The 18,764-nt window shown below is 56.1% G+C and carries 19 protein-coding genes; 10 read left to right on the forward strand and 9 right to left on the reverse strand.

Annotated features, from left to right (window positions below; translation table 11 throughout):
- Window positions 1–101: 101 nt before the first annotated feature.
- The gene (locus L0666_RS01365) at window positions 102–665 is read right to left on the reverse strand and encodes a YceD family protein (protein ID WP_235257355.1); all 564 of its coding nucleotides are present in this window, start codon (window positions 663–665) and stop codon (window positions 102–104) included.
- A gap of 89 nt (window positions 666–754) precedes the next feature.
- Between L0666_RS01365 and L0666_RS01370 the strand changes: the two genes are divergently transcribed.
- The 3 genes from L0666_RS01370 to L0666_RS01380 all read left to right on the forward strand — a co-directional run bounded on the left by L0666_RS01370 (window position 755) and on the right by L0666_RS01380 (window position 3,914).
- Window positions 755–1,216 carry an outer membrane protein assembly factor BamE gene (locus tag L0666_RS01370; protein ID WP_235257357.1) on the forward strand — a complete coding sequence of 154 codons (462 nt, stop codon included), beginning with the start codon at window positions 755–757 and terminating at the stop codon, window positions 1,214–1,216.
- Between the two features lie 42 nt (window positions 1,217–1,258).
- Window positions 1,259–2,035 (forward strand): GNAT family N-acetyltransferase, encoded by a 777-nt coding sequence (locus L0666_RS01375; RefSeq protein ID WP_235257360.1) that lies wholly within the window; start codon window positions 1,259–1,261, stop codon window positions 2,033–2,035.
- A 70-nt stretch (window positions 2,036–2,105) separates the two neighbouring features.
- Window positions 2,106–3,914: an ABC-F family ATP-binding cassette domain-containing protein gene (locus tag L0666_RS01380; protein WP_235257362.1), complete on the forward strand. Its 1,809-nt coding sequence runs from the start codon at window positions 2,106–2,108 to the stop codon at window positions 3,912–3,914.
- Here the strand turns inward: L0666_RS01380 and L0666_RS01385 are convergent.
- The gene (locus tag L0666_RS01385; protein WP_235257364.1) at window positions 3,911–4,171 is read right to left on the reverse strand and encodes a hypothetical protein; all 261 of its coding nucleotides are present in this window, start codon (window positions 4,169–4,171) and stop codon (window positions 3,911–3,913) included. The genes L0666_RS01380 and L0666_RS01385 overlap by 4 nt on opposite strands.
- Window positions 4,172–4,223: 52 nt before the next feature.
- On the reverse strand, window positions 4,224–5,042 hold the full coding sequence (gene mazG, locus L0666_RS01390; RefSeq protein WP_235257366.1) for a nucleoside triphosphate pyrophosphohydrolase: 819 nt from the start codon (window positions 5,040–5,042) through the stop codon (window positions 4,224–4,226).
- A 63-nt stretch (window positions 5,043–5,105) separates the two neighbouring features.
- Here mazG and L0666_RS01395 point away from each other — a divergent pair, with 63 nt between their 5' ends.
- The 7 genes from L0666_RS01395 to L0666_RS01425 all read left to right on the forward strand — a co-directional run bounded on the left by L0666_RS01395 (window position 5,106) and on the right by L0666_RS01425 (window position 11,257).
- A complete protein-coding gene (locus L0666_RS01395; RefSeq protein WP_235257368.1) occupies window positions 5,106–6,275 on the forward strand; it encodes a M20 aminoacylase family protein in 1,170 nt (389 codons plus the stop codon).
- The gene (speB, locus tag L0666_RS01400) at window positions 6,276–7,238 is read left to right on the forward strand and encodes an agmatinase (protein WP_235257370.1); all 963 of its coding nucleotides are present in this window, start codon (window positions 6,276–6,278) and stop codon (window positions 7,236–7,238) included.
- The gene (gene speB, locus L0666_RS01405) at window positions 7,235–8,182 is read left to right on the forward strand and encodes an agmatinase (protein ID WP_235257372.1); all 948 of its coding nucleotides are present in this window, start codon (window positions 7,235–7,237) and stop codon (window positions 8,180–8,182) included. Before speB (L0666_RS01400) ends, speB (L0666_RS01405) begins: the two co-directional genes overlap by 4 nt.
- Before the next feature lie 19 nt (window positions 8,183–8,201).
- On the forward strand, window positions 8,202–8,648 hold the full coding sequence (locus L0666_RS01410; protein WP_235257375.1) for a DUF1499 domain-containing protein: 447 nt from the start codon (window positions 8,202–8,204) through the stop codon (window positions 8,646–8,648).
- A gap of 17 nt (window positions 8,649–8,665) precedes the next feature.
- Entirely contained in the window at window positions 8,666–9,721 is a 1,056-nt protein-coding gene (gene prfA, locus L0666_RS01415) for a peptide chain release factor 1 (RefSeq protein ID WP_235257377.1), read from the forward strand.
- Window positions 9,718–10,536, forward strand: a complete 819-nt coding sequence (prmC, locus tag L0666_RS01420; RefSeq protein ID WP_235257379.1) for a peptide chain release factor N(5)-glutamine methyltransferase — start codon at window positions 9,718–9,720, stop codon at window positions 10,534–10,536. The genes prfA and prmC overlap by 4 nt, the downstream gene beginning before the upstream one ends.
- 187 nt (window positions 10,537–10,723) lie before the next feature.
- Entirely contained in the window at window positions 10,724–11,257 is a 534-nt protein-coding gene (locus L0666_RS01425) for a DUF4167 domain-containing protein (protein ID WP_235257381.1), read from the forward strand.
- Between the two features lie 66 nt (window positions 11,258–11,323).
- Here L0666_RS01425 and rsmA read toward each other — a convergent pair whose 3' ends face one another.
- The 6 genes from rsmA to lptF are packed head-to-tail and all read right to left on the reverse strand — an operon-like array spanning window position 11,324 to window position 18,686.
- The gene (gene rsmA, locus L0666_RS01430) at window positions 11,324–12,163 is read right to left on the reverse strand and encodes a 16S rRNA (adenine(1518)-N(6)/adenine(1519)-N(6))-dimethyltransferase RsmA (RefSeq protein ID WP_235257383.1); all 840 of its coding nucleotides are present in this window, start codon (window positions 12,161–12,163) and stop codon (window positions 11,324–11,326) included.
- Window positions 12,160–13,119, reverse strand: a complete 960-nt coding sequence (gene pdxA / locus L0666_RS01435; protein ID WP_235257385.1) for a 4-hydroxythreonine-4-phosphate dehydrogenase PdxA — start codon at window positions 13,117–13,119, stop codon at window positions 12,160–12,162. The genes rsmA and pdxA overlap by 4 nt, the downstream gene beginning before the upstream one ends.
- A gap of 3 nt (window positions 13,120–13,122) precedes the next feature.
- Window positions 13,123–14,340, reverse strand: a complete 1,218-nt coding sequence (locus L0666_RS01440) for a peptidylprolyl isomerase (protein WP_235257387.1) — start codon at window positions 14,338–14,340, stop codon at window positions 13,123–13,125.
- A gap of 28 nt (window positions 14,341–14,368) precedes the next feature.
- The gene (locus L0666_RS01445; RefSeq protein ID WP_235257389.1) at window positions 14,369–16,483 is read right to left on the reverse strand and encodes an LPS-assembly protein LptD; all 2,115 of its coding nucleotides are present in this window, start codon (window positions 16,481–16,483) and stop codon (window positions 14,369–14,371) included.
- Window positions 16,483–17,577 (reverse strand): LPS export ABC transporter permease LptG, encoded by a 1,095-nt coding sequence (gene lptG / locus L0666_RS01450; RefSeq protein WP_235257391.1) that lies wholly within the window; start codon window positions 17,575–17,577, stop codon window positions 16,483–16,485. Before lptG ends, L0666_RS01445 begins: the two co-directional genes overlap by 1 nt.
- Window positions 17,574–18,686, reverse strand: a complete 1,113-nt coding sequence (lptF, locus tag L0666_RS01455) for an LPS export ABC transporter permease LptF (RefSeq protein ID WP_235257393.1) — start codon at window positions 18,684–18,686, stop codon at window positions 17,574–17,576. The genes lptG and lptF overlap by 4 nt, the downstream gene beginning before the upstream one ends.
- Window positions 18,687–18,764: the final 78 nt, after the last annotated feature.

Here is an 18,764-nt window from a genome sequence, read left to right on the forward strand (position 1 = left end):
CCATATAGCGCAACCTGTCGAGGGTCATTTGAAGGAAGGCGCGAACATACTGCGATTCCATTATTTGGCAAGTTCTTTTGCGCGGGTGCGCAGGTGGCGCTTTAACTGTCGTCTTCTGCCTTCTTTTCAAGGCTATCGCGCAGCGCGCCAAGGCCTGCAAAGGGGCGGGCTTCTTCGTCTGTCATCGCGGCCTTACCTGGTTCGGTAAACATTGCACGACCATCAACTCCAGTTTCTGCCCCTTCTTTGCGCGGATATGCAGGGAGGGAGAGCGCGAGGGCTTCTAGTGCGACATCATAAAGATCGAGAGTCGCGGGCAGCGGATCAGCGCTGTCATCTTCTGTGATTTGAATTTCATCTTCGTCGGGGATGTCGATTTCAGCCGTGTAGGTTCGGATCACATCTTCGTCGATGCGAGTGGTGACGGGGTCCAGCGTCACAACACAGGCTTGTTGTGCTGTCGCGCCAATGGTCGCCTCGAGGCTCCAGTCGCGTTTGCCCTTTGGAATAAGGGCGCCTTCAAAGCGCAACTTGCGCAGAGCCAGCAAATCCAAAGCTTTTGCCAGCGCTTCGCGCTCTGCGGCATCTGGCGTCAAAGTGAACTGTGTGCGCTTGCGCGAAGGCAGGTCTGCAAATCGAACGGGGTGCTGTGGAAGGTCGGTCATGTGTTGAACCCTTGAATAACGTCGCGTGTTGGCTGTAAATGCGTTAAAAGCCGATAGAAGCCAAGGTGAGATCACAGGTGGGAAATATCATGAGCATTACAACACGCAAAACGCGCGCAATATTGGCGGGCTGTGTTTTGCTGATGTCGGTCGGCTGCACAACGCTGTACCGCAATCATGGCTATGTCCCTTCGGATGAGCAATTGGCCGAAGTTCTGGTGGGTGTCGATACGCGCGATACCGTGGCAGATGTTGTTGGTCCGCCCACAGCGGCTGGCGTGGCAAACGGCGGTGGCTTTTTCTATGTCGAAAGCCGTTTCCGCTTGTACGGCCCGCTTGAACCCAAGGAAATTGACCGCGAAGTGGTTGCGATCCGTTTTGATGAAGAAGGCGTCGTGAGCAATGTCGAACGTTTCGGTTTGGAAAACGGGCGTATCGTGCCGTTGTCACGCCGTGTGACGCAGGACAACATTCGCGACACCACCTTTATTCGCCAGTTGTTCGGTTCGCTTGGTCGCTTTGATGCCGGTGATTTCCTCGGTGACAGCTAAGGGCCGTGGCCCGAGGCGGCGATCGGTTTCGGCGCACATGTGATGATCAAGCTGAATTCAACTCCGTTACCGTCCGCGTTTCAGCGGCACGGGTATGTCGTGCGGTTCGCCGCGACTGATGCGGATTTGGTATTGGCACAAAAGTTACGACATCTGTGTTTCGTAGAACGGGCAGGGCTGCTTGCCCGTGACGGCGGACGTGACACTGATAATTTTGATGCGTCCTGCGATCACGTTTTGGTCGAAGATCCGCTCGGCCAATTGGTTGGGTGTTTTCGGGTGCAGGTTTTCGCCTCAGGCGCGACCCTTGGCAACAGCTATGCGGCGCAGTTTTACGATTTAGGCCGCTTGGTCGGCTATGACGCCCCGATGGTCGAGCTTGGTCGCTTTTGCATTCATCCTGAATCCATAGATGGTGATGCGTTGCGTATGGCTTGGGGCATGTTGGCGGCCTTTGTGGATGCGCAAGGGGCGGGGATGTTATTTGGCTGCTCGTCGTTTGAGGGGGTGCAAAGCACGCAGTATCGCGACGGCTTTAACTTATTGGCGAGCAAGTATCTCGCGCCTACAAACATGCGCCCGAACGTCAAAGCCTCAGAAATTGTGCCTTTCGCCTGTGATTCAAAGGCAGTTCAGGATCAACGCAAGGCGCTTGGTCAACTACCGCCCTTGCTGAAAACCTACCTGACCATGGGCGGCTGGGTGAGCGATCATGCTGTTATCGATCATGAGATGAACACGACACACGTCTTTACGGGGCTTGAAATTGCGTCGATTCCCACTGCACGGGCGAAAGCATTGCGGGCAGTCTTGGGGTAGGCGACATTTAGCGGTCAGATGAAACAGAACTGGGCCTTGCGTGTCGCGTGACGCGGCGGTAGCAGACCCTATGGCACGCGCACCCCTTTTACAGCTTTCCGAAATCGCCCTGACCTATGGCGGCGATCCTGTTTTTGAAGACCTGTCTTTGGTCGTTCAGCCTGGCGACAGAGTCGCTCTGGTGGGGCGCAACGGGTCGGGCAAGTCCACGCTTTTGAAAGTGATGGCCGGATTGGTCGAACCAGACAAGGGCGCAGTCACAGTCGCACCGGGTATGTCGGTTGGCTACATGGAACAGGACCCGACAATGGAAGGGCATGCCACGTTGGGTGATTACGCCTCTAGCGGGATGGATGAGTCTGACTCGTGGCGGGTGGATGCAGTCGCTGAGGGGCTTAAGTTTGATCCCGCCCGCGATGTGAATGTTGCATCTGGTGGGGAACGGCGTCGCGCTGCGTTGGCAAAGCTCATGGCAGAAGCGCCGGGATTGATGTTGCTCGATGAGCCGACAAACCACATGGATATCGAAGCGATCCGCTGGCTGGAACGCGAATTGAGCCAGACACGCACGGGGTTTGTGCTGATTTCCCACGACCGCGCCTTTTTGAACGCCCTGACTCGCGCCACGCTTTGGATTGATCGCGGGCAGGTGCGACGACAGGAAAAGGGCTTTGAGCACTTTGAAGAATGGCGCGACAAGACGTTTGAAGACGAAGACATGCAGCGCCACAAACTGAACCGCAAAATCAAAGAAGAGGCCCGTTGGGCGGTCGAGGGTATTTCAGCCCGTCGGACTCGCAACCAAGGGCGACTTCGGGCGTTGCAGGATTTGCGCGCGGAACGGTCTTCACAGATCAAACGTCAGGGCACGGCGGCCATGGCACTAGCGAGTGGGGCGAAGTCCGGTAAGAAAGTCATCGATGCAAAAGGGCTGACAAAATCCTTTGATGGGAAGCAAATCGTGAAGGGTTTCGAACTGGATATCCAGCGCGGCGACCGGATTGCATTTGTTGGGCCAAATGGCGTCGGAAAAACGACACTTATCAAGATGTTGCTGGGTGAAGTTGAGCCAGATGAGGGCACAATCAAGCTGGGCACTAATCTTGAGATCGCAGTGTTCGATCAGGCGCGTGCACAGCTCGATACCGAGCGATCCTTGTGGGACAACCTGACAAGTGATCCAAGCATGGCCGTGAGCGGCAAGTCGGACCAAATCATGGTGCGGGGCCAACCGAAACACGTCGTCGGGTACCTCAAAGAGTTTCTGTTTGATGAAGGTCAGGTGCGGGCGCCAGTGCGGTCTTTGTCCGGTGGTGAGAAGGCGCGGTTGCTGTTGGCAAAACTTATGGCGCAGCCGTCAAACGTGCTGGTACTGGACGAACCGACGAACGACCTCGACATTGAAACGCTGGATCTGTTGCAGGACCTTTTGGGCGAATATGACGGCACCGTTATGCTGGTCAGCCACGACCGTGACTTTATCGACCGCGTGGCGACAACCACGATCGCGATGGAAGGCAACGGGCGCGCTGTGACTTATGCTGGTGGGTGGAGCGATTATCAGGACCAAAAGGCCGAAATCGAAGCCAGCGCACCCAAAGAGACAAAGTCCAAAGCAAAGGCCGAGAAATCGACAACCAAGGAAGAGCCAACAACTGGTCTAAGCTTTACTGAAAAGCACCGCCTCGAGGCGCTTCCAGCAGAAATCGCACGCCTTGAGGCTGAGATCGCCAAGCTGGGTGAGCTGATGGCTGACCCCGCGCTATTCACCGACCATCCGGTGAAGTTCCAAAAGGCGACGGATGCTTTGCTGGAACGGCAAGAAAAGCTGGATGCTGCGGAAGAAGAATGGCTCGAGTTGGAAGAGAAGTCAGGCTAAGTCGCAAGTGGCGATGCGATAAACGCCAGCAGGACCATGATAATCGGCACCAGAGTTAGGGCGATTATGACCAGCGCTGGTAGACCCCACGTTGACACTGCCAGCACGACGACCGTGAAGAAGATAACCAAGAAATAGTAGATGTTATCGGCGTCGCCAAAGGCGACATCGCGGGCCAACCATCCGACCAGCGGAAGGGCGTAGAACGCGCGTTGATACAAGGGCAAGGCGGGCGGGAGGGGTGTCAGAATACTCATATCGTGGATGTAACTTTAAATCCGACAGGGTGAATGCGGCGAGGCGCCGCATCTAGCGCTTTTCTTGCCGTTTCGCCTCGTCCCAGAGGGCGTCCATTTCGGCCAGATCACTGTCGGACGGTTTTTTACCCCGCGCCGCAAGAAGGTCTTCGACTTTTTCGAAACGCCGCTGGAATTTTGCATTGGCCGCACGGAGTGCATCTTCGGGGTTCACGTTCAGATGCCGCGCAAGGTTGGCCATCACGAACAGCAAATCGCCGACTTCTTCGGTGACTTCTTCGTGTGTCAGGGTGTCGCGTGCCTCGACCACTTCGGCGGCTTCTTCGGCGATTTTATCAATCACATGCCCCACATCGGGCCAGTCAAACCCGACCCGTGCGGCTCGTTTTTGCAGCTTCAGTGCGCGCAGCAGGGCCGGCAGCCCGATTGCGACACCGTCTAGTGTTCGGTCCTCATTGCGACCTGCACGTTCTGCGGCTTTTATTTTTTCCCAATCCGCGGTTTGCTGTTCGGCAGATTTATCGCGGCTTTCGTCGCCAAATACGTGCGGGTGTCGTGCGACCATTTTGTCGGACATCGTGCTGGCCACATCGCTGAAATTAAATGCACCAGCATCATCCGCCATCTGGGCGTGAAACACCGACTGAAACAGCAAATCACCTAGTTCACCGCGCAGATCATCCATGTCGCCACGCTCAATCGCATCCGCGACTTCATAGGCTTCTTCAATGGTGTAGGGGGCGATGGTGGCGAAGGTTTGTTCGATGTCCCACGGGCAGCCGGTCTCAGGATCCCGCAAGGCGCGCATAATCGCCAAAAGGCGGTCCATTTGGTGTTCGGGATCGGTCGAATAAATCAGGTCGTCGGCCATATTGTGAGTGCGCTCCATAACTGTCAGAGTGACGCTATCCAGCCCGCGAACGAAGGTCCACCCATGCCCATCATCAACCGTATTTCCGCCTTTTCCGAAGACATGACTGAATGGCGCAGACACCTGCACAAACATCCCGAATTGGGCCAGCAATGCCATGAAACCGCTGCATACGTCGTAGATCGATTGCGCGAATTCGGGATTGAGGAAATCCACGAAGGGATCGCCATTTCAGGGGTTGTTGCGATTATCGAAGGACGCTCCGAAGGGCGCACGATTGGGTTGCGTGCGGATATGGATGCGCTGCCGATAACCGAGGCCACGGGTGCTGAATGGGCGTCTGTGAATGACGGAAAAATGCATGCGTGTGGCCATGATGGGCACACCACGATGTTGCTGGGGGCGGCGAAATACTTGTCAGAAACCCGCAATTTCGCAGGCCGTATCGCGCTGATATTTCAACCCGCCGAAGAAACTGGCGGTGGCGCAGAGCTTATGGTTGAAGAAGGCGTGTTAGAGCGGTTCGACATTTCCGAGGTCTATGCGCTTCATAATATGCCAGGCACGCCGGTGGGCCAGTTCTACACGACTCCGGGGCCAATCATGGCGTCCGTTGATACGTTCCATGTGGACATCAAAGGCGTCGGGGGACACGGGGCCTATCCGCACGAAACCCGCGACCCGATCACCGCCGCGTTGTCGATTGGGCAGGCGATGGCAACCATCGTCAGTCGCAATCACTATGCGCTCAATGATCTGGTTGTGTCGGTGACGATGATCCATGCTGGTACGGCCGATAACATCATTCCGGAAACCGCCTATCTGGGCGGGACCGTTCGCACGTTCGACAAAGACGTTAAAGCGATGGTGAAACAACGCATGAGCGAAATCGTTGCGGGGCAGGCGGCGTCTTTCGGGGTCGAGGCGACATTGCGCTACGATGAAGGCTACCCAGCGACGTTAAACGCGCCAGATCAGACAGCCTTTGCGGTCGAAGTGGCCCGAGAGGTCGCCGCAGAAGGGCAAGTCATTGATACCGCCACGCGAGAAATGGGCGCAGAGGACTTCGCATATTTTCTAGAGAAAACTCCGGGGTCCTATTTGTTTGTCGGAAACGGTGACACGGCGGGCTTGCACCAGCCTGATTTTGATTTTGATGATGCAACGGCACCTTATGGGGCGTCGTTCTTTGCGCGGATTGCGGAACGCGCGTTGCCGTTGGAGGATGCGTAAATGGCGTTAGAAGATGCAAAAGGTCAGATCGATTTGGCGTTCACCCGTGATGATCTGAAGGGTGCTGCCTTCGAGAACACCTTTGGTGGTGCGACGTCGTTCCTGCGGCGCAAATACACCAAGGATTTGCAGGGTGCTGACCTTGCGGTGACGGGCATTCCGTTTGATCAGGCGGTCACAAACCGCCCCGGCACACGTTTTGGTCCCCGCGCCATCCGAGAGGCGAGCACATTGCAGCCTTACGATCCGCCCTATGGCTGGGGCTATGATCCTTTGGCAGAATTCGCAATCGCGGATTACGGTGATCTTGCGTTTGACTATGCCAATGTTGCGGCCACGCCAGTCGCGATTGAGGCCCACATCGCCGGCATTTTGGCGCAGGGTGTGGGTACGGTGACTCTTGGCGGGGATCACTTTATCACCCTGCCGATCCTTAAGGCATACGCTGCAAAATACGGCCCCCTTGGAGTGATCCAGTTTGACGCGCATTCTGACCTTTGGGCGGATGACGACATGGACCGCGTGGACCACGGGACGTTCATGTACAAGGCGGTGAAATTAGGTTTGGTGGATCCCGCGCGATCTGTGCAGATTGGCATTCGTACGGAATGCGATGACTATCTTGGTATTCGGTATTTGGACGCCCGAACTTGCCACGAAAAAGGCACTGATTGGGTGGCGCAGACGGCAAAAGAAATCGTCGGTGATGGCGCGACCTATGTGACGTTTGACATTGACGGTTTGGACCCTGCTTTTGCCCCCGGAACGGGGACGCCTGTCTGGGGTGGACTGGCAAGCTGGCAGGCTGCGGCGATATTGCGTGACCTCGCTGGTATTAACATGGTGGGTGGCGACATTGTCGAAGTGTCCCCCCCGTACGACCCCACTGGCATAACAGCGGTTGCTGGGGCGCATGTGGCATTTGAATTGTGTTGTCTCAACCTGTGGAACAAAAGAACATGAATGAATTCAATCAACCTGTAAGCGGCAATGACCTTGCGCGGTTTTCTGGGCCGCAAACATTTATGCGATTGCCCGAAGTCGATACCGCCGAAGGGCTGGATGTCGGGTTTGTTGGCATTCCGATGGACATCGGTACAAGCTGGCGATCTGGCACTCGGTTTGGACCCAAACAACTGCGCCAAGAAAGCGCGATGATCCGGCCTTATAACATCCAAACGGGGGCTGCTCCGTTTGACAGTTTGCAGTGCGCGGACCTTGGCGACATTGCGATCAACACGTTCTCTTTGGCGGATAGTTTGTCAATCATTCAAAAGACTTACGAAGACATCCTAAAGCATTCAGTCATCCCCATGGGGTTGGGTGGAGATCATTCTATGACGCTGCCCATCCTGCGCGCGATGGCCAAAAAGCACGGACCACTCGCGCTTGTGCATGTAGATGCCCACGCAGACGTAAATGATGAGATGTTCGGCGAACGCGAGACCCACGGCACGGTGTTTCGCCGCGCCTATGAGGAAGGTATCCTTGTGCCTGACAAGGTCTGGCAAATCGGACTTCGTGGCACGGGTTACACCGCCGAAGATTTCACCGAAGCCGCGGGCTGGGGTTTTAACCAACGCCTTGCCGCGGATCTTTGGCACAAGCCTTTGGATACGTTGGGCCGCGAAATCGTGGCGTCGATCGGGGACCAGCCGTGTTACTTCACTTATGATATCGACAGCCTCGATCCCAGTTTTGCGCCTGGAACGGGTACGCCTGAAATCGGCGGGCTGACGACAATGCAGGCGATGCAATTGATCCGAAACCTTAAGGGGTTGAACATCGTCGGGGGTGATCTGGTTGAGGTTTCACCACCTTATGACACCACGGGCAATACCGCCTTGACCGGGGCCAATATCATGTTCGAGATGCTCAGCATTCTACCGGGTGTGAAGTACCGCTAAACTTACGAAGGACGGCGATATGAAATGGATTGTCTTCGGGTTTCTCTGGGCCCTGCTTGGATCTGTGATTTACATTCGAATGAAGAGGATTAAGCCTGAGGATTGGCATGACACCAAATTGCCTGTCATGAAGCCGGGTGAATACCCCAAGGATAGTGGCATTGTCGTGCAACGCACATTGGATGATGATGGCCATGCGACACTGGCGGCGCTAGATGAAATTATTCGTGCAACGCCACGCACCCACGCCATTGCGGGACAGGTTGCTGAGGGCAAGATTACTTATGTCACACGCAGCCGCGCTGTCGGGTTTCCCGACTTTACGACCGTAACGCTTGCTCAGAGTCCGGACACGCAGACAAGTAGTTTGCAGATTTTTGGGCGGCTTCAATTTGGTCAGAAAGATTTTGGGGTTAACGCTGCGCGGGTTAAGGGATGGCTAGCTCAACTTGACGCCACGCGATGAACCGCTAAACCCAAGCTATGATACCTAATGAACGCCTCCTGCAAATCACCGAACGTTTCGAATTCCTAGAAGCCCGCATGGGCGAGGGGCTCGGCGGGGATGAATTCGTCGCCGTTAGCCGCGAGTACGCCGAGCTGCGCCCCGTGGTGGAAGTCGTGCGCGAATATCAGGCGCTTACAAGCGAGATTGAGGGGGCAGAAGCAATGCTGTCAGACCCCGAGATGAAAGAGCTCGCCGAGATGGAACTGCCGGACCTACGTGAGCGGTTGCCCGAGGTTGAGCAAGCCGTAAAACTGGCGTTGATCCCGAAAGATGACGCGGATGGTAAGCCTGCGCTGCTAGAAATCCGCCCCGGAACAGGCGGCGACGAAGCGGCGTTGTTTGCAGGCGACTTGTTGAGAATGTACAACCGCTACGCTGAAAACCGCGGTTGGAAGTTTGAAATTATTGAAGAAAGCCAATCTGAATTGGGCGGCATCAAGGAAGCGACCGCGCGCATTTCAGGGCCCAACGTGTTTGGCCGGATGAAATACGAAAGCGGCGTGCATCGTGTTCAGCGGGTGCCTGAGACTGAAAGCGGCGGGCGGGTGCATACATCGGCGGCGACAGTGGCGGTGCTGCCTGAAGCTGAAGATGTGGACATCCAGATCAACGCAAATGACATCCGAATTGATACCATGCGCGCGTCTGGGTCAGGTGGCCAGCACGTGAACACGACCGATTCCGCCGTGCGCATTACCCACATACCATCGGGCATCGTGGTGACGTCATCCGAGAAATCCCAGCACCGTAACCGCGAGATCGCGATGCAGGTTCTCAAGACGCGGCTTTATGATGCAGAGCGTCAAAAGTTGCATGATGAACGAAGCGCGGATCGCGCATCGCAGGTGGGGTCGGGGGATCGGAGCGAACGGATCAGGACTTATAATTTCCCACAGGGGCGCATGACGGACCACCGGATTAACCTTACGCTTTATAAACTGGACGCCGTCATGCAGGGCGATCTGGATGAGGTGATTGACGGTCTCATTCAGGATGCACAGGCGACAGCGCTGGCGGAGATGGGCGAGTGAGCGAAGCCGAGCTGCTTGCAGACGCACGACGTGCTTTGCAGGAGGCTGGTATCGAAGATCCAGTCCGTGAGGTGCGCTTGCTTTGGCGGGCGTCATTCCCAAAGCGATACGAGGAGTACGACGATGCGATGGCTGGCGGGCGGGTCGCGTCGTTTCGCGATTTGGTTGCGCGCCGCGCTGCCCGGGAGCCGATGTCGCATCTTACCGGGCGCCGCGATTTCTACGAGCATCAGTTTGAGGTCAATGCCAATGTGCTGGACCCGCGTCCTGACACCGAATGCCTTGTCATCGCCGCTTTGGAACAGCCGTTTTCACGGGTGCTGGATATGGGCACGGGGACGGGTTGTATATTGCTCAGTTTGCTGGCGGCACGACCTGAAACGTCAGGCGTCGGATCAGATCTGTCAGACACAGCCTTGGTTGTTGCTGCTCGCAACACCGCATTGCTGGAGCTGGATCATCGCACCAGCTTGATCGTTTCGGACTGGTTTAGCGATGTGGTTGGAACGTTCGATCTGATTGTTTCGAACCCACCTTACATCGCAGCGGATGAAATGGCCGGGCTTTCACCCGAGGTGCTTCACGAACCCCGAATGGCGTTGACGGACGAAGGCGATGGGTTGTCATGCTATCGCATTATTGCCAGCGGTGCGCCTATCCATTTGAGCGCTGGTGGCTGGCTGATGGTCGAGATTGGGCCGACTCAGGCAGCAGCCGTCGTGGCGATGTTTGAAACCGCAGGATTGGTAAACGTAGAGATTCGCCAAGACCTTGATGGGCGCGATCGTGTGATTTTGGGCCAAAAGCCGCTTTAACCACAGGAAATATCGGTCAAACCGAAGAATCTACTTGCGATTAACCCCTTGTGGGGCATAGTCAAAGGCATCCGAAGGGCTGGGCTGCTCGCCCCTTTTTGGACTTAGCCAGAACATCGTCGGCACATCATCGCGTTTCACATGAGGTGAGACCAGGCCGCGACAGAGAATAAGCTGGAATTTCTGTATGAAGTCTTCTCGATCCCGTTCGCGGAATAAGAACCGCAACAACAATCGCCCGTCCGGCGGCAATATCGTCAACCGCGTGTTTGACAGCAATGGCCCTGAGGGGAAGGTGCGCGGGACTCCGCAGCAGATCATTGAGAAATATAACCAGTTGCACCGTGATGCCGTATTGGCTGGCGATCGTGTGAATGCTGAGAACTTTGCGCAACACGCTGAGCACTATTTGCGCTTGCTGGCCGAAGCCCAAAAAGAAATCGACGCAAAACGCGAAGAGCAAGAAAAACAGAACCGTGACCGTCAAGTAGAACGGGACCGTGAACGCAATGAACGTTTGAAAGCCCAAGAAGCCGCCGCTGCCGCAGCGCCCGCGGCCGTCGAGGGAAGCGAACAACCGGTTGTGGAAGACACCGGTCTGGTCGAAACACCAGAAGAAGCACCCAAGCGGCGACGTACTCGCAAGCCCAAGCCAAAACCTGAGCAAGCCGAGCTTCCTGTTAGCGAAGCCCAGCCGGAAACGCCGGACGCCGCAGAATAACAAAAAGGCCCTCAGTATCTGGGGGCCTTTTTTGATCTGGGTAGGAGAGCTGTACGCGATCCGCGCCTATTCGGACTTGAGACTACGCGCCAAGGCGCAGAACCGTTCCACGTCGATCTGTTCTGCTCGATCTGTTGGCTTGATGTCGGCGGCGATGAGGTGGTCTTCGATTTCTGCGCTAAGCCCCTTCAAAGAGGAACGTAACATCTTACGACGTTGGTTAAACGCTGTGGCTGTGACGTGCTGCAACATTTTAGCATCCGCTGGAAAGCGCGGTTCGGGAAGAGCTGTGAGATGCACAACGGCGCTGGACACTTTTGGCGGAGGGGAGAAGGCCTCGGGCGGGAGGTTCATTACAATTTTTGCGTCTGTGCGCCATTGAGACAGGATCGCAAGGCGACCGTATGCTTTGGACCCTGGTTCGGCCGTGATGCGTTGTGCGACCTCGCGCTGGAACATCAGTGTCAGGCTGTCCCAATACGGTGGCCATTCTGGAGGCGTCAGCCAGCGCACCAGCAGCTCGGTTCCGATATTGTAAGGAAGATTGGCCGCAACGCGGATCGGGGGCGTCAGGTGGTCGAGTGGATTGATATCCAGCGCATCGCCCAACATGACCGAAAAGCGGTCAGGATAGGCGGCTTCGACCTCTGCCAATGCGGGTAAGCAGCGTTCGTCTTTTTCGATGGCTAGAACACGGCGGGCGCCTTCGGACAATAGGCCACGTGTGAGGCCGCCGGGGCCGGGGCCAATTTCCAGGACGTCATGATCTTCGTTTCGGCCCGACAGACGCGCAATTTTGGCTGTGAGGTTCAGATCGAGCAGAAAGTTTTGCCCGAGCGATTTTTTCGCGGCGAGCCCGTGCGTTTCGATGACTTGTTTCAGGGGCGGTAGGTTGTCGATGCTCATGTGCGGGCCTCACCCATTTGCGCAGCCATTCGCAACGCGGCAATCATTGATGTGGCGTCGGCTTGCCCTGTGCCTGCGATGTCAAAGGCGGTGCCATGATCTGGCGACGTGCGCACAAACGGCAGACCAAGGGTCACGTTCACGCCGCCCGAAAAATCCAGCGTCTTTATCGGGATGAGCGCTTGGTCGTGATACATGCAGATCGCAGCGTCATAGGTTGCGCGTGCGCCTGCATGAAACATCGTATCGGCGGACAGTGGGCCTGCGATGTCCAGACCTTCGGCGCGTAGGGCGTTCAGGGTCGGAGTGATCATCTCGATCTCTTCCATCCCCATCTTGCCGCCTTCACCCGCGTGGGGGTTCAGGCCGGCGACCGCAAGCCGTGGCTTGGCAATGGCAAAATCGCGTATCAGGGCCGCATGGGTGATCAGGATCGTGTCCGTCAGCAGGGCTGCTGTCAGTTGTTCAGGAACGTCTGCTACGGGAATGTGGATTGTGGTGGGAACGACGCGCAACATATCGCTCGCGAGCATCATTACGACGTTGTCGCGCCCAGCCAATGCTGCCAGATATTCGGTGTGACCAGGGTACGCGAAACTCGCCCCGTCAATAAGCGCCTGTTTGTGGATTGGGGCAGTGCACAGCGCTGAGGCTTCGCCGGATTGAACCAGCGCTACGGCATCGGCAATGGCATCGATAACACCTTGAGCATGGACGGGGTTAGGTTGCCCTGCAACCGCAGCAGGGCCGAAATCCCGTTCCAGAACAGGAAAGCGCTTGGCCGTCGCGGCGTCGGCCACGTTTGTTATGGACTGCCATTCTGTGCCTGCCGGCAGGTGATTTGGATCACCGATCCAGATCATGGGGACATCGGCACCGATCGCGTTCCATGCCGCAACGGCGATTTCAGGACCGATACCGGCCGGTTCGCCGCAGCTGATAGCAATGGGACGCATGGCTTACGGGTAGCTGATGTTGGCTGCGGCGCGCAGATCGGCCAACAGTGCATCTGCGTATGTCGTCAGGCGCTGTGATTGGATCTGATTGCGGATCGTTTCACGATCCACACCGTCGCCCAATTCAGGCGTGCGGCCACACATCATCAAGAACACCAATGTTTCACCGTTGGAACGGGTCAACACGTATGATGTTTCACCCACGTCCAGCTTGGCGAGTTCAATGGCGACATCCTGAGGGATATCAGAAGGCGGTAGCACATCACGTTGTAGCTGTTCTTCTGGCAGACCACGGGCTACGCCATAAAGGTCATCACAGGTGTCAACACGCGCATCTACGCGGCGGGCCTCGGCAAGGCCGCGGTCGCTAAGTCCGCCAGCAATGTAGAATGCGGCGTACTCAATTGCGGCGGCTTCGACTGCGGGGCTTGGCACTTCGCGCACACCGCGCATCTGAAACAGGGCCACGCCGTTTGTGATCGGGATCGGGGCCGTTACTTCACCAGGTGCGAGGTCCAGTAAGACACCACGCAGGGCCGCCGGATAGTTTGCGATCGGCAACCAATCAAGGCGCCCACCATTGGCGCGGGACGGCAATGCAGATACGCGGCGTGCTTCTGCTTCGAAGGTCGCGGTGGATGTGGTTTGTGCGATGCGGTTTGCCGTGGCAATTGCAGCCTGCGCGCGTGGGGGCGGCGCTGGAATGATGATTTCGGACAACAGCACTTCGATACTGGATGCCCCACCGGATTGGCCCAAGGCCTGATCAATGTCGGCCTCGCTGACTTGGGCGCGGGATGCATATCGGCTGCGGATGTAGTCGCGCCAAGTGACGTTAACGCGGACAAAATCACGGAAGGTTTCTTCGGCGACACCCGTCTGGCCAAGTAATGTCAGGAATTGGTCGAGTTCAAGATTGGCGCGGCCAGCGAATTCGGACATCGCACCGGACAGGCTTTCATCTGTGATGCTCAGCCCCGCAGAAGACAGGGCTTCGAGCTTGAGGCGGTCTTCGATGAGTTGATCGCGAGCAAGTTGGTCGAGGTCGCCAGGTGTGCGAAAGGCGCGCAGCATTGCGATACGTTGGTCGATTTCGAATTCACTTACGACGCTGTCATTTACAACAATGGCAGGCGCGAACTGTGCGCTTCCCAAAGTCGGGGACAAAAGGGCAGTCGATGTGGTGATCACACAGATCAAAGCGGGGATCAAAGCGCGCATAGAAATCCTCAATTCTTTCTACTCGGGTCTAGTTCGTGCAACGGTGAGATGGAACCCCAACAGAGCTTCCGGCGCTGAAGCCGTGCAACCCTACCGAAAGACCAAAGTCCGTGCTTGGTGTAACTGTAGTGGAAGACGTGAAGCGGCGCGACACCGAAAAATCAACGGAGACGCATTCGTTCTGCCAACCGATTTCCAAACCAGTTTCAGAGGGCGAGTCGGCGATGACGTCGTAGCGAGCATCAAAACCAACCGACCACATGTCGTTGAACTGATACGTGGAATCGATGACCCATTCGGATGCATCTGTTGTGCGGGATTCTGACTCGTCTTCAGGAAGGAAAATGTAGCTTGCTGTTACATCGAGTTTTGCACCGGACCAACCGGCACGGGTTTCCAGTTTCGAGATGTCAAAGCTTTCGTCGATCAGGCCACGGCTATCCAGATAGATCCCAGCTGGGGTGCGCAATTGTCCGGCAATTAGCCAGTCAGATTCTGTCTGACCAAGGCTGGATGTGCTCGAGAAGTTCAGGTCCTCATCTGCACGGAAAACGCGGCCAACGGTCAATGTACTGTCCCAGCCGCCATCGCCAACGCGGGTCCATCGCAGGCCAGCCGCTCCACGCAGACCGGTTTCAACCGCGTCTTCGCCCGAAAACCGTGACAGCGCCAAAAGGTTAGCTTGGTCAAATTCCACGGCGGTGCTGTCCTCATTCGTGACGTCGTCGCCGTGCACATCGGACCATGCCAGCTGAACCATTGGTTCCAGAACATGTGTGGCCTGCGCTGTGCGGCGGATTAACGGGTAGCGCAGTGTCGTCTGCACATAGGTCGTGGTGCGCAGGGTGTCATCGACCACGACATCATCGCTTACATTGTAGTAGTCCAGATCGAACCCAATGGTGCCATCAACGACTAGACCATAGTCTGTGACATGATCCCGTCGCCACGCGGCCCCAAGCCCAAGGCGTGCAACATCTCGGCCTTCCAATTCGTCGGCTGTTGTGCGGGTCGTGTTCGTGGTGCGGTAATGGCTTTGGACATCGGACGTCATAGTCAACGTACCACCCCATGACGGCGTAACACGGCGTTCCCAGCTGATATCCGCGAGAAGAGGTGGAAGTTCTTGTTCGACTTCGCCATCACGCAGGGTCGTGTAATAAGTCAGTGATGCTTGTGTTAGGTCGCGATCACGTACCCGTTCCAATGAAATCTCACTATCGAGACGGTCTTTGTCTGAATAGTCATATTCCAGCAGGTAGGAATCGTCGGACACGTATTCGACGTCAAACCGCAGGATCACTTCATCACCTAGATCAAAGATACCATCGACAAATGCGTAGGCGCGGTTGTCATCAACTAGGTCGTCGTGGCTGACAGCGGCGTCCACGGTTATGTCCCCGCGCAGGAACGCTTGTCGATAAGCGGCTTCCAGAGTGGTCGTAGAGGTTGACAGGTAAGGGGTCAGGGTCAGATCGCGGTGATCGCCGAGACGGATGAAGTACGGGAGTTTGATCCCAATTCCCAAATTGTCGGTGGTGGATAGATTGGGCGCCAATAGGCCTGACGCGCGTTCCAATGTCGGGTCAGGCAGGCGCATTCGTGGCAACCAAAAAATAGGAACACCAGCGACGCGAAACGATGCGTCGTCAAAGTAAAGCTGCTGTTCATCGGTGTCATGGATGACCCGTCGGGCACGAATTTCCCAAAGCGGAGTCTCGCCGTCTTTGCAAATGTGGCAGGAGGTCGCCGCTACCTGATAAAGTTGGGTGTAGCGCCCATCTACGCGGTCGATTTGGGTCGCAGCCAGTTGCAGTTGTTCTTCAAGCACTAAACGCGCGCCGCGCAAGATACCGTTTTCTAATTGTGGATCAAGGGAAGCGGAATCTGCGGTAAAGATTGTACCATCGCTCGTGGCGATAAAGATCGGCCCGTCAATTGTCAGGCTGTCGCTTGCTTGGTCAAATGTGACGCGCTGCGCTGATAGGCGGGTGCCTTCAAAGAAGACCTCTACGTTTCCTTCGGCCACCAAGGTTTGCCCGCCTGGGGGGACATAAACGTTATCCGCCACCAAAGTTGCCGCTGCCTGCGCAGAGGCTACGATGGGCAGGAACGTTAGAAACAGGGCCAGAAGAAATCGCATTAGCCGTCCTCGAGGTGTAGCAATAAGCCAAGGGACGCAGCGATAGCAGCCAGGGGCGGGGCCCATGCGGCAAGCACTGCGGGAATTTGGCCGTTTTCACCTAAGATTTGGGCGAAATTGCGTAAAAAGAACAGCGCAAAACAGAGCATCACAGCAACCAACACCATGACACCGGTCTTACCGCCGCGTTGGTGGCGCATCGTAAAGCCAGATCCGATCAACACCATGGCCAGCAGGAATGCCGGAAGCGCCAGTTCCATTTGTAACCAGACCTCATGACGGGTGGCTGAAAAACCAGCAACTTCTAGGCGGTCAATGAATGCGGGGAGTTCCCAAATGGGAATAGACGAGGGTTCCCCAAAGCTGTCACGAATTTCATCCGCCGTCAGAGTAGAAGGAATGCGCAGGGTTTCGTGTACCGTTGCAAACTGTTCGGAAACGATACCTTCGTTCAGTGGCCATGCCTTGGCATCAATCAAGTCCCAGCCGCCATCGCTTAGGGTTGCCGAAGCGGCCTCGAGGCGACGGACAGGGCCGCCCTCTGGGGTAAAGGTGATAAAGGTAACGCTTTGTAACTGGGTGCCATCTAGATTTGCGCGGTCTGCACGGATGACTGTTTGACTGGAATCGTTACCCTGACGCAGCCATAGACCAGTCTCAGAGATCGCGAGCACAGAAGCCCCGCCAGATTGTAACGCCGTCTCGCGGGTTTCGAACTCCTTAGAGGTGGCTGCCACGATTGGGTTAAACACACCAACGGCAATCCCTCCAATTATGAGGGTGACCAACATAGGCGCTATCAGCGCCTTTAGCGCTGAGCGGCCTGCCGCGCGTGTCACAACCATTTCCGATGATCGCGATAGACCTAAGAACATGGCGATTGTCGCCAGCACCATTATCAACGGCAGAATAGTATAAAGGGCGGCGGGCAGGTTAAGCAGGCTGAGTTGCACCAGATCGCCAAAGGGCGCGTCGGCCCCAAACCGGCGCATTTGTTCCACCAGATCAATGAGAACCATAAGGGCGAAGAATGCGCCAAAGGTGCCAGCAAAGCTCCACGCAAAGCGGCGGGCAAAGTAACGGTGCAGGATCATGTTGCGCTCACCGTTTTATGGGTCCGTCGCTTTAGCGCGTAGGGATGGGCTGCTATCCACAACAGGACATAAGACATACCAATACCAGCAAACCCTGCGATGTAGACAAACGGCCAAAGGTCAGTGTTGTTGCGCGCAACACTTGCACCAGAGCTTTCGAGGATTTTCAAAGCAATCACCAAGCCAATCGCTAGTGCGATATTGCGCCATAACCCAAAGCGGCTAAAGCCACCTGCCACCAAGGCGGAAAACCCTAACAGGCCCGCGACAAACCCCAAGAAGGATTGCGCAAACCTGTCATGGCCACGCACAACCATCTCTGCGGCGCTTTTGCCGGTCATATCCAATAGTTCTGGGGTGGGGTTAAGCAGTTCCCATGTTGTAAGCCCGTTGATGGTGCGCTCTTCGCCTGTATCCACGGTGATAAGGGCGCCGATGTCATAGACGAAGTCGTCAAACCCTGTCGTCGTCAGCCGATCCGTTTGGGTGTTCAAGTCCTGAGCCAGCCCATTGACCATCACAAGCTGTGGCCCGCCGTCCGTGCGCACCAGATAGGCACGCGCTGCAGTATATGTGACGCGCCTCTGGGGGCTGACCTCTTCGGAGATGAAGACATCAAGCATTTCCCCAGCCTGTGATATTTCGCGAATGTAGAACGTAATACCGTCAGAGGGGGTTAGGAACTCACCAGCCGTCAGGAGGGTCGTTGTCATGTCCTGAGAAATCTCACTTGAGCGCTGTACCAACCGTTCTGTAGACATAGGGACTAGAAAATGCGTGAGCACCGACATCATCGCCGCAACGATCAGCCCGAAATAGATAACCGGCCGCGCAAGGCGGTAGGGCGAATAACCTGTAGCCTGAACAACGGTGAGTTCTGAATCCGATGACATGCGGTTGGTGACATAGACCGCTGCTACAAAGGCAGACAAGGGCAATACGATCCGGATTAGCCCAGGTAGGGACAAAGACGTCAGTTCGAGAAAGACCCAAGCAGATTGGCCATCCGCGATCAGTTGGTCAAACAAGCGAACCGCGCGATTGATCCAGTAAATCATCACTAAGATAAGCGAAAAGAATCCGAACAACACAAGGAGTTGGCCAAGCATATAACGGTCAAATCGAGCCACCGGCGCATCCCCCCTTATTTGATGATCCAAGCGTTGAGTGTTGCTACCTCATTTGAA

It is taken from the genome of Octadecabacter algicola (assembly GCF_021532625.1).
GTDB classification, from domain to species: domain Bacteria; phylum Pseudomonadota; class Alphaproteobacteria; order Rhodobacterales; family Rhodobacteraceae; genus Octadecabacter; species Octadecabacter algicola.

Excerpts from the sequence above, each read along its gene's own strand:
- L0666_RS01365 (WP_235257355.1), bottom strand. The coding sequence starts at position 665 with ATGACCGACCTTCCACAGCACCCCGTTCGATTTGCAGACCTGCCTTCG.
- L0666_RS01370 (WP_235257357.1), top strand. The coding sequence starts at position 755 with ATGAGCATTACAACACGCAAAACGCGCGCAATATTGGCGGGCTGTGTT.
- L0666_RS01375 (WP_235257360.1), top strand. The coding sequence starts at position 1,259 with ATGATCAAGCTGAATTCAACTCCGTTACCGTCCGCGTTTCAGCGGCAC.
- L0666_RS01380 (WP_235257362.1), top strand. The coding sequence starts at position 2,106 with ATGGCACGCGCACCCCTTTTACAGCTTTCCGAAATCGCCCTGACCTAT.
- L0666_RS01385 (WP_235257364.1), bottom strand. The coding sequence starts at position 4,171 with ATGAGTATTCTGACACCCCTCCCGCCCGCCTTGCCCTTGTATCAACGC.
- mazG (WP_235257366.1), bottom strand. The coding sequence starts at position 5,042 with ATGGCCGACGACCTGATTTATTCGACCGATCCCGAACACCAAATGGAC.
- L0666_RS01395 (WP_235257368.1), top strand. The coding sequence starts at position 5,106 with ATGCCCATCATCAACCGTATTTCCGCCTTTTCCGAAGACATGACTGAA.
- speB (WP_235257370.1), top strand. The coding sequence starts at position 6,276 with ATGGCGTTAGAAGATGCAAAAGGTCAGATCGATTTGGCGTTCACCCGT.
- speB (WP_235257372.1), top strand. The coding sequence starts at position 7,235 with ATGAATGAATTCAATCAACCTGTAAGCGGCAATGACCTTGCGCGGTTT.
- L0666_RS01410 (WP_235257375.1), top strand. The coding sequence starts at position 8,202 with ATGAAATGGATTGTCTTCGGGTTTCTCTGGGCCCTGCTTGGATCTGTG.
- prfA (WP_235257377.1), top strand. The coding sequence starts at position 8,666 with ATGATACCTAATGAACGCCTCCTGCAAATCACCGAACGTTTCGAATTC.
- L0666_RS01425 (WP_235257381.1), top strand. The coding sequence starts at position 10,724 with ATGAAGTCTTCTCGATCCCGTTCGCGGAATAAGAACCGCAACAACAAT.
- rsmA (WP_235257383.1), bottom strand. The coding sequence starts at position 12,163 with ATGAGCATCGACAACCTACCGCCCCTGAAACAAGTCATCGAAACGCAC.
- pdxA (WP_235257385.1), bottom strand. The coding sequence starts at position 13,119 with ATGCGTCCCATTGCTATCAGCTGCGGCGAACCGGCCGGTATCGGTCCT.
- L0666_RS01440 (WP_235257387.1), bottom strand. The coding sequence starts at position 14,340 with ATGCGCGCTTTGATCCCCGCTTTGATCTGTGTGATCACCACATCGACT.
- L0666_RS01445 (WP_235257389.1), bottom strand. The coding sequence starts at position 16,483 with ATGCGATTTCTTCTGGCCCTGTTTCTAACGTTCCTGCCCATCGTAGCC.
- lptG (WP_235257391.1), bottom strand. The coding sequence starts at position 17,577 with ATGATCCTGCACCGTTACTTTGCCCGCCGCTTTGCGTGGAGCTTTGCT.
- lptF (WP_235257393.1), bottom strand. The coding sequence starts at position 18,686 with ATGCTTGGCCAACTCCTTGTGTTGTTCGGATTCTTTTCGCTTATCTTA.